The sequence below is a fragment of the Rhizobium sp. 01T444 genome, assembly GCF_056398305.1.
Genome location: NZ_JBFTPD010000007.1, coordinates 40,768 through 55,260 on the forward strand (window position 1 = coordinate 40,768; position 14,493 = coordinate 55,260).

13 protein-coding genes are annotated in these 14,493 nt (G+C 60.6%); 5 read left to right on the forward strand and 8 right to left on the reverse strand.

Features of this window, described 5'->3' with window-relative positions; all coding sequences use genetic code 11:
• Positions 1–97: 97 nt before the first annotated feature.
• From AC1DTN_RS12930 to AC1DTN_RS12940, 3 genes are read right to left on the reverse strand one after another with little or no spacing between them, the layout of a single operon-like run.
• Positions 98–1,777 carry an ABC transporter permease gene (locus AC1DTN_RS12930; RefSeq protein ID WP_477921266.1) on the reverse strand — a complete coding sequence of 560 codons (1,680 nt, stop codon included), beginning with the start codon at positions 1,775–1,777 and terminating at the stop codon, positions 98–100.
• 10 nt (positions 1,778–1,787) lie between these two features.
• A complete protein-coding gene (locus AC1DTN_RS12935; RefSeq protein WP_439017643.1) occupies positions 1,788–2,747 on the reverse strand; it encodes an ABC transporter substrate-binding protein in 960 nt (319 codons plus the stop codon).
• Complete coding sequence (locus AC1DTN_RS12940) at positions 2,740–3,855, reverse strand: ABC transporter ATP-binding protein (protein ID WP_439017642.1); 1,116 nt, start codon at positions 3,853–3,855, stop codon at positions 2,740–2,742. Before AC1DTN_RS12940 ends, AC1DTN_RS12935 begins: the two co-directional genes overlap by 8 nt.
• A 509-nt stretch (positions 3,856–4,364) precedes the next feature.
• Here AC1DTN_RS12940 and AC1DTN_RS12945 point away from each other — a divergent pair.
• Entirely contained in the window at positions 4,365–5,195 is an 831-nt protein-coding gene (locus tag AC1DTN_RS12945; RefSeq protein WP_113323673.1) for an MBL fold metallo-hydrolase, read from the forward strand.
• On the opposite strand, the gene AC1DTN_RS12950 is transcribed toward AC1DTN_RS12945, so the two are convergent.
• Complete coding sequence (locus AC1DTN_RS12950; protein WP_113323672.1) at positions 5,177–5,944, reverse strand: polysaccharide deacetylase family protein; 768 nt, start codon at positions 5,942–5,944, stop codon at positions 5,177–5,179. The two genes, AC1DTN_RS12945 and AC1DTN_RS12950, sit on opposite strands and share 19 nt — an antisense overlap.
• A complete protein-coding gene (locus AC1DTN_RS12955) occupies positions 5,934–7,028 on the reverse strand; it encodes a glycosyltransferase family 4 protein (RefSeq protein WP_439017641.1) in 1,095 nt (364 codons plus the stop codon). The genes AC1DTN_RS12950 and AC1DTN_RS12955 overlap by 11 nt, the downstream gene beginning before the upstream one ends.
• Before the next feature lie 192 nt (positions 7,029–7,220).
• On the opposite strand from AC1DTN_RS12955, the gene AC1DTN_RS12960 reads away from it, so the two are divergent.
• Positions 7,221–8,936 carry an adenylate/guanylate cyclase domain-containing protein gene (locus AC1DTN_RS12960; RefSeq protein ID WP_477921268.1) on the forward strand — a complete coding sequence of 572 codons (1,716 nt, stop codon included), beginning with the start codon at positions 7,221–7,223 and terminating at the stop codon, positions 8,934–8,936.
• Complete coding sequence (locus AC1DTN_RS12965; RefSeq protein ID WP_477921269.1) at positions 8,936–9,814, forward strand: FkbM family methyltransferase; 879 nt, start codon at positions 8,936–8,938, stop codon at positions 9,812–9,814. Before AC1DTN_RS12960 ends, AC1DTN_RS12965 begins: the two co-directional genes overlap by 1 nt.
• 12 nt (positions 9,815–9,826) lie before the next feature.
• Here AC1DTN_RS12965 and AC1DTN_RS12970 read toward each other — a convergent pair whose 3' ends face one another.
• Positions 9,827–10,732 carry an NAD(P)/FAD-dependent oxidoreductase gene (locus AC1DTN_RS12970; RefSeq protein WP_477921270.1) on the reverse strand — a complete coding sequence of 302 codons (906 nt, stop codon included), beginning with the start codon at positions 10,730–10,732 and terminating at the stop codon, positions 9,827–9,829.
• 136 nt (positions 10,733–10,868) lie between these two features.
• On the opposite strand from AC1DTN_RS12970, the gene AC1DTN_RS12975 reads away from it, so the two are divergent.
• On the forward strand, positions 10,869–11,324 hold the full coding sequence (locus AC1DTN_RS12975) for an Rrf2 family transcriptional regulator (protein WP_477921272.1): 456 nt from the start codon (positions 10,869–10,871) through the stop codon (positions 11,322–11,324).
• Here AC1DTN_RS12975 and AC1DTN_RS12980 read toward each other — a convergent pair.
• The gene (locus AC1DTN_RS12980) at positions 11,319–11,801 is read right to left on the reverse strand and encodes a class I SAM-dependent methyltransferase (protein ID WP_477921273.1); all 483 of its coding nucleotides are present in this window, start codon (positions 11,799–11,801) and stop codon (positions 11,319–11,321) included. The genes AC1DTN_RS12975 and AC1DTN_RS12980 overlap by 6 nt on opposite strands.
• Positions 11,802–11,922: 121 nt before the next feature.
• Between AC1DTN_RS12980 and AC1DTN_RS12985 the strand changes: the two genes are divergently transcribed.
• Complete coding sequence (locus AC1DTN_RS12985; protein WP_477921274.1) at positions 11,923–13,098, forward strand: DUF3095 domain-containing protein; 1,176 nt, start codon at positions 11,923–11,925, stop codon at positions 13,096–13,098.
• Here the strand turns inward: AC1DTN_RS12985 and AC1DTN_RS12990 are convergent.
• Positions 13,088–14,437 carry a nucleotide sugar dehydrogenase gene (locus AC1DTN_RS12990; protein ID WP_477921275.1) on the reverse strand — a complete coding sequence of 450 codons (1,350 nt, stop codon included), beginning with the start codon at positions 14,435–14,437 and terminating at the stop codon, positions 13,088–13,090. The two genes, AC1DTN_RS12985 and AC1DTN_RS12990, sit on opposite strands and share 11 nt — an antisense overlap.
• Between the last annotated feature and the right edge of the window lie 56 nt (positions 14,438–14,493).

Consider the following 14,493-nt stretch of genomic DNA (forward strand, 5'->3'; position numbering starts at 1 on the left):
CTCCGTGACTGGAGCCATGTTCACTCCAAAGGTTGCCCAAGGAAATTATCTCAGCAATTTCCGCGAGAAACAAGAACATCTCAATTTTGAGCACGCCTCAATCGACAACCATATTGTCACGTCGCATCAGCCCCATGAAGATCAGCGGCAACAACGTCGTGATACAGATGGCGATGAAAGCCATGGCCATGCCGAGGCCGATCGAACCCTGTTCGAACTGCCGCCAGATGAAGGTCGCGATCGTCTGCATGCCGACAGGTGCGACGACGACCGAGGCAACGAGTTCGCGCGAGGCCAGCGCAAAGACCAGCAGCATCGAAGAGGCAAGGCTTGGAAAGACGAGCGGCAGAAGGATACGCCGGAAGGCCGTGATGCCGCTCGCGCCACAGACGCGGGCAGCCGCCTCCAGATTGTCGCCGATCTGCTGGAAGGCCGCCGTCGTGTAGCGCACCGGCTGCGGCAGCAGGATGCAGCAATAGGCAAGCAGCAGGATGAGGCCGGTATTGTAGGGCGTAAACGGCAGGCCCGGCATGTTCCAGGCGAGGATGAGACCAACGGCTACGACGATACCTGGCAGCGCATTTGGCAGGATTGTCATGACATCGATGGCCATTCCGCCGGAGATTTTCGTCTTAACGACAGTATAGGCGGCCGTAACGCCGATCAGTCCCGTGATCAGCGCCGTGCCGATACCCAGCGAGAAACTGTTGATCAGCGCCGTCACGGCGCCAGCGCTATTACCGAAGACCGCCATGAAATTGTCGAGGCTGACATTGTCGAGAGCAAGGCCGCCGGAGATCGTTCGCGCTAGCGCGGTCGCAAGGATTGCCAGCAGCGGTACGCCGGTCGCGAGAAACGCCACGACGCTAAAGGCAATCATGACGGGTAGCTTCAGCGTGCCAAGCGGGCGCTTGTCCTTTGCCGTCGGTTTGCCGCCGACCGTCTGGTAGGAGCGCCGTGCCAGAATCCAGCGCTGCAAGAGGAAGGTGACGAGCGACATGGCGACCAGCACCAGCGACAGGATCGCTGCACCCGGCAGATCGATCGGCCAGTCGGTGACACGAAGGTCGATGCCGGTGACCAGCACCTGGAAACCGGCGCGGCGACCGAGCGCTGCAGGCGTGCCATATTCCTCGATCGCAGCGGCAAAGACCAGCATGAGGCTCGCCGTGAGGCCAGGCGCAGACAGTGGCAACGTGATACGCCAGAAGGCGCGTGCCGGCGACGCGCCGAAGACGCGGCCGACATCGGCATAACGTGCGCCGACGGCCTCGACCGTGCGCGACACCGCGAAATAGACGACCGGGAAGGTGTTGAAGGCCATGACCAGCGTCATGCCGAAGATCGAAAACAGGAAGGGTGCCAGATTGAAACCGGCAAGCTGCTGCAGATAACCGCGCGGCTGCAGGGTCATGATCCAGCCGAGCGTGGCGATATAAGGCGGGATCATGAAGGGCACGAGCAGCAGCACGTCCCAGACAGGCGCAAAGGGAATTCTGTAGAGGGCCCGGAAGACGCCGAGCGGCACAGCGACGAGCGCCGAAGCAAACACCACGCAAGCGCCGAGCAGGATGGTGTTGCCGCCCATGCGGATGAGCGAACTGTCGGCGAGCGTCGCATAGAGCGAGGAGAAAGGGCTTGCAAACGAGCCCTGTCCGAGTTCGGGGAAGATGCCCTGCAGTACCACTGCGATGAAGGGAACGGCAACGACGACAATGAGACCTGCCGTTGCCAGCCAGGCGGCCGGAGCCGTGCCGCCGATGCCGTTTCCTCGCATTGTCTGGACCTTACTTGGCGCCGTAGAGATCGGCGAAGGTCTTCAGCGTTTCCTTACGCTTGCCGTAAACAGCAGCCGTGTCGTATTTCAGAAGCGTCAGGTCGCTGATCAGCGGACGGCTGGCGGCAACGTCGGTGCGCGACGGCATCAGCATTTCGCCGGCAACCAGGGCCTGACCTTCGTCAGAGAGCATGTAGTCGATGAACTTCTTGGCGTCTTCCTGGTTCTTGGACGACTTCATGATCATGGCCGGGCGCGGCGCGATGACGGTACCGGACTTCGGGAACACGACTTCGATGCTCTCGCCCTTCTTCTGGGCAGCGAGAGCAATGTAGTCGACAGCGCCGAATACGACGGCCTTGGCACCCTGCAGAACCGGGTTCAGGGCGTCAGCATTTGCGCCGGCGATGATGGCGCCGTTTGCCTGCAGAGCCTTGAAGAGCTTCCAGTCGTCCTGGCCGCCGAGAGCAGCGGTCAGTTCGAAGGATGAACCGGACTGCGCCGGATCCGGAATATTGACGAGGTCCTTGTATTCCGGCTTCGTCAGGTCGGCCCATTCGGACGGCTTCGGCGTGCCGCTCTTGGAGTTCCAGACGATGCCGAGAGCCGAGATGCCCTGTGCAACGGCGCCCTCGGACTTCAGGAAATCCGGAACCTTGGCTGCGTTCGGGCTCGAATAGTTGACGAGCCAGCCGCGCTTGGCAAAGTCGTTGGCCGTATCCCAGGAAGCCGAGATGACGACGTCGACAACGGGGTTTGCGGCTTCGGCTTCGATACGGGCCATGACCTTGCCGGTCGTTGCCTGGAAAACATTGACCTTGACGCCTGTCTGCTTGGTGAAGCCGGCCGACAGCTTGTCGATGAGGCTCTGCGGGCCGGCGGTATAAACGGTGACGTCGGCATGGGCGACACCGGCCATCAGGGCGGCGACGACGACGCCAAAAGTGATGCTCTTCAATGACTTAAACATGTTCCAGTTTCTCCTCTATGGATTGGTGTATTTTCTGCTGAAACCAACGGATTTGCGCTGAGTCGATCGAAAGGCCGACCGTCTCGCCGGCACGCAGCTTGGCGCGGCTCAGAACCTGCAATTCCAAGCCGGGCAGACCGGAGAGCGAAACGCTTGCCAGATGCCCATCGCCGCGGAACTGCGAACGCAGCACGGTGGCGGCTAGTCGATCGGGAGAGGCTTCACCGGCCGAGATGCAGGCGACCGGGATCAGCACGCGAGCGCCGTCGCCGGCAACTCCTTCGGCTTCGGTCAGCACGATGTCGCTGTCCTTGAAGTACCAGGCGCGTCCGCGCCGCGCGATATCGGCGAGGCAGCCAAGCCGCAGGAAGTCGGCAACCTCGGGTGTGGCCGGCCGCTCGATCAGGTCGTCAGGCGAGGCAAGCTGCTCGATAAGGCCGGAGCGCATGACCGCGACCTCATCAGCCAGCGTCAGCGCCTCGCTATGGTCGTGCGTCACATAGATCGCCGTCAGGCAGAGTGTGGAGATGAGCTCGGCGAGCTCGCCCACCATGTTTTCGCGCAGTTCGCGGTCGAGGTTGGAAAGCGGTTCATCGAAAAGGATAAGCTGCGGCTCGGCGACGATGGCGCGCGCAATCGCCACGCGCTGCTGCTGGCCGCCGGAGAGATCGCTTGGCCGCCGGTCGGCATAGGCCGAAAGGCCGACGCGCTCAAGGGCGCGCATCGTCCGGGTATGGCGCTCCGCCTTGCCGACGCCGCGCATTTCAAGCGGAAAGGAGACATTGCCGCCGACCGTTAGATGCGGCCAGAGCGCATAGTCCTGGAAGACCATGCCGAGCCCGCGCCTCTCCGGGGGAACGAAGGCGCCGGTCGTATCATCGGCAACGATGGTACCGGCAATCGAAACAGCCCCCTTGGTCGGCGCAAGCAGGCCTGCAACCAGCCTAAGAAGCGTGGTTTTGCCGCAGCCCGAAGGGCCGAGCAACGCCAGCGTCTTGCCCTTTTCCAGAGAAAAATCAATGCCTTTGAGGATCTGCGTTCGCCCGTAGCTCAATTCCAGGCCCGCCGCGGCAACGGCAGAGGACGATCGAATTGAGGGGGCGTTCATGGGCAGACCAAATGTCGCTTTAAAGAAAGTATGGCGACATTTAGGCACTCCGGATGACAGCTCTGCGACAGATCTATTTCAGTTTTATGACAATATCTTCTGCAGAAGCGGACGTTGGCGTCTCGTGCCGGGGTCCACTACTAAGACACGCAGCCTTCACGCCGCCGCGCTTTGCCGCTGTCCAACTTCGACGCATTTTTCAGGCCGTTCCGCGGCTTCAGCACCGCCAAAAGCAGGGGATTTGCATTTTCGGTCGCGCGCAACCATTTAAGTCGCATGATCCCGCGGGAAATGTCGCGACCTCGCATACGCCGGAACGTTTACAGAAAACGAACCATACCGGCTTGCATTCTGAGCCAAAAGCCGATTGCTTAGGAAAATCTACTTCTTCTTCGGCTAGCCGTTAGAAGAGTGCGAGGGGATATAGGCAAACCCGTGGAATTCTGCAGCTTCGCATCGGGATCGATGGTGACTACGATGACGAAGCGGGAAAGCTGGTTTGAAGGAAAATGAGTAACGATCTGTTTCAGGTAAAATTTTGGGGCGTTCGGGGAAGCATTCCCGTGTCAGGCCCGGAATTCGACCGATATGGAGGCAACACCTCCTGCATAGAAATTCGCTGCGGCGAGCACCGGATGATCTTCGACGCAGGCTCGGGACTGCGCGAGGCTGGCCTTTCGCTTCTTGCGGATGAGGTCCATGATGTCGACCTCTTCTTCAGTCACTGCCATTACGACCACATCATCGGCCTGCCCTTTTTCAAGGCGATCTACTACCCGTCGATCAACGTCAACATCTGGTCCGGCCATCTGGACGGCAAGATGAGCACGCGCGAGATGGTCGAGCAGTTCATCAGCCCGCCCTGGTTTCCGGTAAAGACCGATATCTGTCAGGCGACGATGAATTTCCGCGATTTCCATGCGGGCCAGACGCTGACCCCGCATGAAGGCGTCGAAATGCAGACATACATGCTGAACCATCCGGGCGGTGCGATCGGTTATCGCATCCACTGGAAGGGCCGCATCGTGGCGCTGATCTACGACATCGAGCACATTCCGGGCACGCATGATCCGGTGGCGCTTGAGATGATGAAGGACGCCGATCTCGTCGTCTACGACTGCACCTATAACGAAGACGAGATGCAGCGCTTCAAGGGTTTCGGCCACTCTACGTGGCAGCACGGCACTGAACTTGCGAAGATGGCAGGCGCAAAGCGCTTCGCCTTGTTCCATCATGCGCCGTCGCGCACCGATGAACAGCTTGCCGTCATGGAAAGCGAGGCGCAGGCCGCCTTTGCCGGTGCCTTTGCCGCCCGCGACAATCAGGTCGTCGACATCTGATCCTTCACCAACGTGCCTGCTGAAACCCATTCCACAGCGGGGTGGCCTGCGGTCGCCTCAAAGAGTTCGGCAAGGAAATCCCAGGCGGCCGCATCATGCACCAGATGATGCCCGAGCACGCCGATCGGCTCGCTGCTGCCCTCGAACCTGTCCTGCAGCTCGGCGACCAGTGCGCCGATCAGGTCTGCCATCGGCCGCCCGCCACGGGTGCCGTGCCAGTCCATAAGGTCGACATGAGAGTTGACGACGGCAAGCGGGCTTTCGCCCTTGACGCGTCCGTAGGTCGAAAGGGATTCGAAGCCGAGCGCCGACAGCTTAGGAATGAGACCCTTGTCGATTCTGTTCCAGGGCGGAACCAGCATCGTCAGAAAGCGTGTCGGGTAGAGATCCTTCAACTTCAGGAAGCCTTCATAGAGCTCGCCGAGAATGGTCTCTTCCAGCCGTGATCCACCGAGTTCCTGTTTCTTGTCGTCAGGTCCGGCATAATTGTGATGCGCCCAGCCGTGAACCGCGACACTGACATGCGCCTCGTCCGCAAGCCGCTGAGCGAGCGGTGCGCCGGTAAGGGCCGGAATGATCGCAAGCGTAATCGGGATGCCGTAGTTTTTCGTCTCGGCGAGCAGTCGCTCCAGCGCCGCCGTCGGCTCGATTGCATCGTCATCCCGCAGCCAGAGCCTTGCCACGCGGCCGGCGTCGCGCCAGCGCTCCAGCTCCCGATACAACGGCTCGAGGATACTGCTATCGATCATATGCTGCTCCTGCATGATTGCGTAGGATCAAATCCAGTTCTTTCGACGCGCCAGCAAGCGAACGCTCGTCGAGGACGAAGCGGCGGGCGGCGGATGCCATGACGTCACGGCGCGCCCGGTCATCCAGCAGTACGGCAATGGCTCGCGCATAGGCTTGCATATCGCCATCAGGCGTCAGTAGCCCGGTCATATCGGCCTCCACCACGGCAGGCACGCCGGCGGTCTTCTGCGCCACGACAGGAAGACCCGCCGCCTGCGCTTCGAGATAGGCAAGTCCATAGGCTTCGCCGCAGCCTGGCCACACATAGATGCCACTCTTCGAAAGCAGTTCGGCTATCTCTTCCGGCTCCCTCTGGCCGAGCCAGTCGATACGACTGGGGGCAAAACCCGCAAACAGCGCCTCCACCTCAGCCCTTAACGGACCGTCGCCAATGATGCCGAGCGTCCAGGGCCGATCCTCGATCATGCGCAGTGCCGCAGCGAGCATCTTGTAGCTCTCCATCTTGTCACCGGCCCGCATCATGGCCACGCTCACCAAGCGTTGCGGATCGGGAGCAGGCGTTACCGTCTCGAAAAACGCTGTGTCGATGAACGGCTTTATTCGGGCAATACGCGCTTCGGGAAAGACGTCTTCCAATCCTTTCCGGTCGCGTTCGGTAAAGGCGATATTGACCGCCGCACAGCGGATCGCCTCGCCCACCGATTTCTGAAGCAAGGCCCACCCCATTCCGTCGCGCTTGCGCGAATAGGAGGCTTCCGCCGTAACGTAGGGAACCGTGAATTCCGCCGCGATCGCGGGTCCGAAGAGATCGGGGGACTTGTAGTAGGGATGATAGCAGAACCAGAGCTCCGGCTTCGGCTCCTCCCGCCATTTGCGTCGAAGCCGCTCAAGCTCCTCTTTGGCCCTCGCCAGCGCTTCGGCCGCCGCTTCCGGCGTGCCAGCATGGATGCGGAATTCGGACACAACCTCGACCGAATGCCCGGCCATTTCCAGCGCCCGGATCAACAGCCGCGCCATCAACCGGTCACCTGAGGGCACCGGATGGTGCGGCGACTTCATCGGCGCGTAGAAGGCAATCCGCATCGCGACACTCCGCGTATGACAGTGTGTTTCCAATCGGCGCTCGCGCCGTAAGCGAAAATTTCCGCTATTGTCACTATCCTTGAACGATACAGGCAGACATACCGAAGCGATCGTGATTAGACGAGACGATAATTCCGCCCTTTTTCGTCTTCTCTAGTGCATTTGCGATTTGAGCTTCAAGAACAGGAATTGATGACGACGGTCTGGGCCACAGGGATTTTTTCGGAGCGCACGATCAGGAAGGCCAGGCTCGGTTCCGGCCTTGTGATGTTCGTCTTCATCATCCTGCATATGTCAAACCATGCGTTGGGGCTTGTTTCGCTGACGGCAGCCGACGATGCGCGCCGGCTGTTTCTGGTGATCTGGCGCAATCCGCTGGGCACACTGCTCTTCTACGGCTCGGTCCTCGTCCACATGACGCTCGTGCTGCGTGGGCTCTATATGCGTCGCAGCCTCGTCATGCCGAAGAACGAAATGGCACAGATCGTTCTCGGCCTTCTGATTCCTCTGCTGCTCATCGACCATGTCATCGGCACACGCATCGTCCATGCGCTCTACAGCTATACCGATAATTATGAGACGATCGTTCGCACGCTCTGGATCAACTCGCCGAAGGACGGCGTACGCCAGACTTTCGCCCTGCTTGCCGTCTGGATCCACGGCTGTATCGGCATACATTTCTGGCTGCGCTATCGGCCCTGGTACGACAATTCCTCATCGCTACTTCTGGCCATCGCCATCCTCCTGCCCGTGCTGGCGCTGCTCGGTTTCGTCGAGATGGGCCGCACGCTGTCCGATCCCTCTTATATCGAGGCCGAATCCGGACATTACCTGGAAACGATTAATACCCGCTATTACAACGATCCTGAGGCGCGCGAGAAAATCGCGACGATCCGCGCCGGGCTCTACGGCAGCTTCTCCGCAGCGCTTGCCCTCGTCATCCTGGCACGAGCGCGCCGCAGACTGAAAGAGCGGGCGAACCAGGTCGCAGTTCACTATCCCGGCGGCGAGACCGTGCGCGTGCCACGCGGCTTCACAGTGCTGGAGGCAAGCAGGCTTGGCGGCCTGCCACATTATTCGGTCTGCGGCGGCAAGGGTCAGTGTTCCACCTGCCGCGTGCAGATCCTCGGCGATTATTGGACCCTGCCGCCGCCCGACAAGCTGGAACAGACGACTCTGAAGCGCATCAATGCGGCACCCGACGTACGCCTCGCCTGTCAGCTCCGCCCGGATAGGGACTTGACCGTCGCGCCGCTGCTTGTGCCGCAGACAGAGGCTGCCCTTCCCGCCAACAGCCAGGAAACCAGCCCCGGTCGCGAACGCGAGATCGCCGTGCTCTTCTGCGACATGCGCCATTTCACGACGCTGACCGAAACCCGCCTGCCCTTCGACGTCGTCTTCCTGCTCAACCGCTATTTCGGGATCGTCGGCAAGGCGGTGGAACAGGCCGGCGGGCGGCTCGACAAATTCATCGGCGACGGCGCCATGGCACTCTTCGGCCTCAACACCACGCCTGAGGAAGCCTGCCGGCAGGCGGTAGCTGCCGCGACCGCGATTGTTGCCGAGGTGGAAAAGCTTGCCGCCGAACTTTCCGACGAACTGCCTTTGCCGCTGCAGATCGTTATCGGCATCCACACCGGCCCGGCAGTCGTCGGCACGATGGGCTATGGGCGGGTACGCAGCCTGACGGCCGTCGGCGATACAGTCAATGTCGCAAGCCGCCTGGAGACGGCGGCCAAGGAGCTTAACGCTGCGATCGTCATTTCCGAGCCGGTCGCGATAGGCGCCGGCATTGATCTGGAAACGGTCGAAAGCTGCGAAATCAATGTGCGTGGCCGGGCGCTCCCCTTGAAAGTCTACGTCATTCCGAGAGAGAAAGCCGCCGAACCGCTCAAGGAAAGACAATAATGTCCGGCCATGCATGGCTTACTGGCAAATATTGGAAGCGCCGTTTGCGTAAGGCGCGCAATGCGCTGGCCACGCGTTTCTTTGACACCCGCACCGGCCGCCGGCTGCTGATCGAGAATATCGGGCCACGTGTCACCTCCATGACGATCGATGCCGGCGATCATCTGATGAGTTTTTCACCCACCGACTATATCGGCCGCAAGGTCTTCCGGAAGGGCCATTTCGAGCGCGAGGCAGTCGACCGGCTGCTCGTGATCCTGCGCCAGCGCGGCCTTCTGAAGACGGGCAGCATGCTGCTGGAGATCGGCGGCAATATCGGCACACAGACAGTCTATTTTGCGCTCGCCCGCGCATTTGCCGGGATCATCAGCGTCGAGCCAGATCCGCGCAATTTCCGCCTTCTGGAACAAAATATCCGCCAGAACGGTCTTATCGACACGGTGCGCCTCGTCAACTGCGCCGCGGGCGAAGGTGAAGGCGAGATCGACTTTTTTTTGAACAGCGCCAATCACGGCAAGAGCAGCGCCATCCGCCAGAGCGCCAGCGACCGGAAGATCAGTGTTCCGGTGCGGTCCGTGACCGGCATCCTCGACGAGCTCGGCATCGACCAGACTGCCATCGGACTCGTCTGGATGGATATCGAGGGTTACGAGCCGGTTGTCTGCCGCTCGATGCTGCCGTTGCTTGCCCGCCGCGCGCCTCTCTATATGGAATTCACGCCGCTCTTTTACGGCCAGGAGGGCACAAAGGCCTTCATTCGCACGCTCGCAGGCTTCTACGAGGATTGCCTCGTGGTCTTCGAGGACGGCGAGAAGGAGATGAAAGTCCGTGATCTGCCGGGCGGATTCGATCAGTATGACGTGCTGTTCCTGCCTTAGACCGAAGCAGAGCTATCGGGTGGGCTGTATCGCCAGCGATTGATGGCAATGCACACCGGCGAGGACGCCTGAGGCGGAAGCGAGCGTGGCGTTATGCATGGCGCTTGCCGCATCGCCGGCTGCAAAGACACCCTTGACGGAGGTTTCCTTGTTATCGCCGGTCCGGATGAGCGGGCCGAACGGACCGTCATCGAAAACACAGCCGAGTTGTTCGGCAACCGGGCTTGCCATTGCCGTTTTCGGAGCGACGAACACAGCGTCCAGCGGCACGACCCGGCCATCGCCGAGGCGAACGGCCTCAAGCCTGGGAGTGTCGCCCAATAATTCCACGACAGGGCTGCGCTCGATCCGTACACCGCGAGCGGTCAGCCCTGCGAGTTGCCCTTCATCCGGCTCGAACAGCGCTTGGGTGAAATAGGTTGTCTCTCCCCAGTCGGGAATTAGCATGGCCGCATGTGCCGAATGCGGATGGTTTGCGAGAACGCCGAGCTTACCACCGCTCACCTCATAACCGTGGCAATAGGGGCAGTGCAGCACGGAGCGCCCCCATCGGTCCCGCAGCCCGGGGATTTCAGGCAGCGTGTCGCTTATGCCGGTTGCCAGGACGATGCGCGCTGCCCTTTCTTCGTCACCACCCGTGATGCCGATGACGAATTCGTCGCCATCGGCACGCGCCTGAACAACCTCCCCGTCGCGAATGGTGACGGTCGGATAAAGCGAAAGCTGCCGTTTTCCCTCCCGCATGATCGCTGTCGGCGTCTGGCCGTCCTGGCCCAGGAAGCCATGTGACGCCTGCGAAAACCGATTGCGCGGCGCGCCTGCATCGACAAGCAGAACGCGACGGCGCGCCCGGGCAAGCTGCATGGCCGCGGACAAGCCGGCGAAATTTCCGCCGATGACGATGACCTCGAATGACATGAAACCCTCCTTTGACGCTGGCCCAATCACGAAGCAACATAAGTTACATGAAACAGCGCGGTCAAGCATCATGTTACTTGTCTTGTTACGATCTGCTTGCGATAATGACCCATTCGACCGACGGGAATAGAATCTTATGCGCAATGACAGCCGCCTTTCACGCATGCTGCACGTGCTGATCCACATGGATCGGCACGAGCGTTCGGCGACCTCCGAAATGATTGCAAAGATGCTGAACACCAATCCCGTCGTCGTCCGCCGCACCATGGCCGGCCTTCGCGAACAGGGCTATGTCCGTTCCGAAAAGGGGCATGGCGGGGGTTGGACGCTGGTGCGTCCGTTGTCGGAAATCACCCTGCTCGATGTCTACCACGCCATAGGCGAGCCGCATCTTTTCGCCATCGGCCCAGCCGACGATCAACCGAAATGCCTTGTGGAACAGGCCGTGAATGCCGCTATCGAGGATGCGATGAAGGAGGCACAGGCCCTGCTCCTGCGGCGATTGGGCAGCGTGACGCTGGACAAAATCGCGGCCGACTTCGAGGCAAAATTTGCCGCGCTTTCAGCTACATCCTATTCCTGCGCCTCATAATTTCCGGCGGTAGAGAAAATAGCGCCCTTCCTTGATGCCGCCGGGCAGAGGCAGGGGCAAAAGCTCGGGATGTTCCAGCGGCAGGCCGCTGACGGCGATGCCGTGATGGGTAAGCACGCCAGCCATCAATTGCGGCAGCCAGGTCAGCGTCACGGCATCGATCTCGTCATGGCCGGTGCCGATATCGGCATGGGCGAGCGCGGCATTGATCCCGAGGAACGCCTGGCCGGTATCGCGGATATTGCCCGTCACCATATTTTCGGCCGGCGGCGTGGAGGCGGAATAGGAGCGTATTTCCCAATCGAAGGCAATGATGCGGCGATCGGGAAAATGCTCGCGCAGATGGTCGTAGGTGCGGCCGTTGCCGAGTCCGAATTCGAGCACCGGCCCCTCCACCTCTTCCACCAGATCGATGATGGCATTGAGAATATCGCGTTGAGCCGTCAATCGGCGAATGAAGCTGTCGAGGCGGCTCATCTTGTCCTGTCCGTCATAAAATATGTCAGTGGTGCTACCATATCGATGCAGTGTAAGTCGATTGCCGGAAACGCAAATTGCCATTGCAGCGGCAACACGGGTCTGTGATAAACTCGGCCTCATGAACGAGATGTCCAACGACGCATTCTTCGCCAACGTGCCGGTCTTCAGCGACTTCGAAGGCGTGACCGATGAGAGCAATTACCAGCCGCTGCCCGAAGGGTGGGTGCTGGCGATGGCCGATATCGTCGGCTCGACGAAAGCGATTTCCGGCGGCCGCTACAAGGACGTCAACATGGCCGGCGCCAGCGTCATTTCCGCAGTGCTGAATGCCGTCGGCAAAGGCGACTATCCCTTCGTCTTTGCCGGTGACGGCGCGCTGATCGCCTTGCCCGCTTCGCTTGAGAAGGAAGCGCGCGTGGCACTTGCCGCAACGCAGGTCTGGGTGAAGGAGGATCTTGACCTCGATCTTCGTATCGCCATCGTGCCGATCGCCGATATCCGCGCGGAAGGTCTCGATGTGCGCGTTGCCCGCTATTCGGCAAGTGCTTACGTCACCTATGCGATGTTTTCCGGCGGTGGCACGATCTGGGCCGAGAAGAACATGAAGATGGGCCGGTACGGCGTCGAAAAGGCTGGACCCGGCACTCGGCCGGATCTGAGCGGCCTCTCCTGTCGCTGGAGCCCGATCGAGGCCCGCAACGGCGAGATCGTCTCGATCATCGCCGTACCCGGCGAGGATGGTCCCGGCCTGGAATTTCAGGCCCTTGTCGCCGGTATCGTTTCGATCACAGCCGAACAGAACCGCAGCGGGCATCCCGTGCCGGAAGACGGGCCGGAGCTTGGCTTCTCGATGAAGGGCATCAATCGCGAGGTGAATGCTACGGCGCCGGAGGGCAAACGCCTGCGGCAAAAGTTCCTCATTTTCCTGCAGATCGGCCTGATCGTTTTCCTGCACAAATTCGGCATCACCTTCGCCCATTTCAACGCGCGCCGCTACAAGAAGGACGTCTCGGGCAATTCGGATTTCCGCAAATTCGACGACGGGTTGAAGATGACCATCGACGTCGACGCCGCCCACTTCGCCCGCATCGAGATGCTATTGAAGCAGGCACGGGAAAAGGGCGTGGCGCGTTACGGCTTGCACCGCCAATCATCGGCACTGATGACCTGCTTCGTACCGACGCCGCTGTCGCGCGACCACATGCATTTCATCGATGGCGCTGCCGGCGGTTACGCCGTCGCCGCCAGCCAGATCACCGGCAAGCAGCTTTCCGATGTGCTCGTTACGCCTTGATGACGTGATCGGCTGCAAGGCCGAGCCGGCTGAAGACGTTTCGGGTATCGACAATCAGTTTGGCGCTCTTCGAAAGAGCCGCATAGTCGATCACGTCGTGATCGGTCGCGATGAGAACCGCGTCGTATCCCGCAATGGCTTCCGGCGTCAGGTCGATGGAGTTCCGGCCCTTCAGCGCCTGATATTCACGGGTCGACGGAATCTCCGCGACGAAGGGATCATGATAGTCCGCCTTGCCGCCGCGCTCCTCGATGATTTCAATCAGGCGCAGCGACGGGCTTTCCCTGATATCGGCAACGTTTTTCTTGTAGGCGAGGCCAAGCACGAGGACGCGTGAGCGGCTGAGCGCCTTGCCGGCACGAATATCCAGCGCCTCGGCCAGCTTGCCGACGACATAGCGCGGCATCGCCGAATTGATTTCGCCGGCAAGCTCGATGAAGCGTGTCGGCAACTCGTATTCACGCGACTTCCAGGTTAGGTAGAAAGGGTCGATCGGAATGCAGTGACCACCGAGACCAGGACCGGGATAGAAAGGCATATAGCCGAACGGCTTGGTCTTGGCAGCATCGATGACTTCCCAGACATCGATGCCCATTGCCGCATAGACGGTCTTCAGCTCATTGACGAGTGCGATATTGACCGAGCGGAAGATGTTTTCGGTGAGCTTGACCGCTTCCGCCGTTGCATTGGAGGAGACCGGAACGACGGTCGAGACGACGGCACCGTAGAAAGATTTCATCAGCGACAGGGCCTGCGTGCCGTCGCCTGCAACGACCTTCGGGATCGTCGCGGTGTGGTAATGCTGATTGCCGGGGTCTTCGCGCTCCGGCGAGAAACCGACGAAGAAGTCGGAGCCGGATTTCAGGCCGGTCCCTTCGAGAATGACCTTCACGATGTCATCGGTCGTGCCGGGATAGGTTGTCGATTCCAGTACGATGAGCTGGCCCGGCCGCAGATGGGCGGCGATCGACCGCGACGTCGCCTCCACGAAGGAAAGATCGGGATCGCGGTGTTTGGTGAGCGGCGTCGGCACGCAGATGACGATCACGTCGCAATCCGAAAGGCTGGCGAAATCGGTCGTCGAGGAGAACCGCCCCGCATCGATCTCGGCCGTCAGCGCCTCGCTCGTCACCGCATCGATATAGGAGCGGCGGGCATCCAGCGCGACGATCTTCTTCGGATCGATATCGAAGCCGGTCACGGCAAAGCCGCTGCGCGCCACAGCGATCCCCAGCGGCAGGCCGACATAACCAAGACCGATGATGCCGGCGCGCGCCGTGCGGGCCTCAATCTTCTTTGAGAGCGTCTCGAAGGTGGAAGAGCGTGCGTCCAAGGCCATGCCTTTTGCAAAAAGTGAATCCAAACGCTGATCTAATGCATGATCGCGGCAAATTA

What these genes read in the sequence shown, in the direction of transcription:
- AC1DTN_RS12930 (WP_477921266.1), bottom strand. Translation starts at nt 1,777, where the DNA reads ATGCGAGGAAACGGCATCGGCGGCACGGCTCCGGCCGCCTGGCTGGCA.
- AC1DTN_RS12935 (WP_439017643.1), bottom strand. Translation starts at nt 2,747, where the DNA reads ATGTTTAAGTCATTGAAGAGCATCACTTTTGGCGTCGTCGTCGCCGCC.
- AC1DTN_RS12940 (WP_439017642.1), bottom strand. Translation starts at nt 3,855, where the DNA reads ATGAACGCCCCCTCAATTCGATCGTCCTCTGCCGTTGCCGCGGCGGGC.
- AC1DTN_RS12945 (WP_113323673.1), top strand. Translation starts at nt 4,365, where the DNA reads ATGAGTAACGATCTGTTTCAGGTAAAATTTTGGGGCGTTCGGGGAAGC.
- AC1DTN_RS12950 (WP_113323672.1), bottom strand. Translation starts at nt 5,944, where the DNA reads ATGATCGATAGCAGTATCCTCGAGCCGTTGTATCGGGAGCTGGAGCGC.
- AC1DTN_RS12955 (WP_439017641.1), bottom strand. Translation starts at nt 7,028, where the DNA reads ATGCGGATTGCCTTCTACGCGCCGATGAAGTCGCCGCACCATCCGGTG.
- AC1DTN_RS12960 (WP_477921268.1), top strand. Translation starts at nt 7,221, where the DNA reads ATGACGACGGTCTGGGCCACAGGGATTTTTTCGGAGCGCACGATCAGG.
- AC1DTN_RS12965 (WP_477921269.1), top strand. Translation starts at nt 8,936, where the DNA reads ATGTCCGGCCATGCATGGCTTACTGGCAAATATTGGAAGCGCCGTTTG.
- AC1DTN_RS12970 (WP_477921270.1), bottom strand. Translation starts at nt 10,732, where the DNA reads ATGTCATTCGAGGTCATCGTCATCGGCGGAAATTTCGCCGGCTTGTCC.
- AC1DTN_RS12975 (WP_477921272.1), top strand. Translation starts at nt 10,869, where the DNA reads ATGCGCAATGACAGCCGCCTTTCACGCATGCTGCACGTGCTGATCCAC.
- AC1DTN_RS12980 (WP_477921273.1), bottom strand. Translation starts at nt 11,801, where the DNA reads ATGAGCCGCCTCGACAGCTTCATTCGCCGATTGACGGCTCAACGCGAT.
- AC1DTN_RS12985 (WP_477921274.1), top strand. Translation starts at nt 11,923, where the DNA reads ATGAACGAGATGTCCAACGACGCATTCTTCGCCAACGTGCCGGTCTTC.
- AC1DTN_RS12990 (WP_477921275.1), bottom strand. Translation starts at nt 14,437, where the DNA reads ATGGCCTTGGACGCACGCTCTTCCACCTTCGAGACGCTCTCAAAGAAG.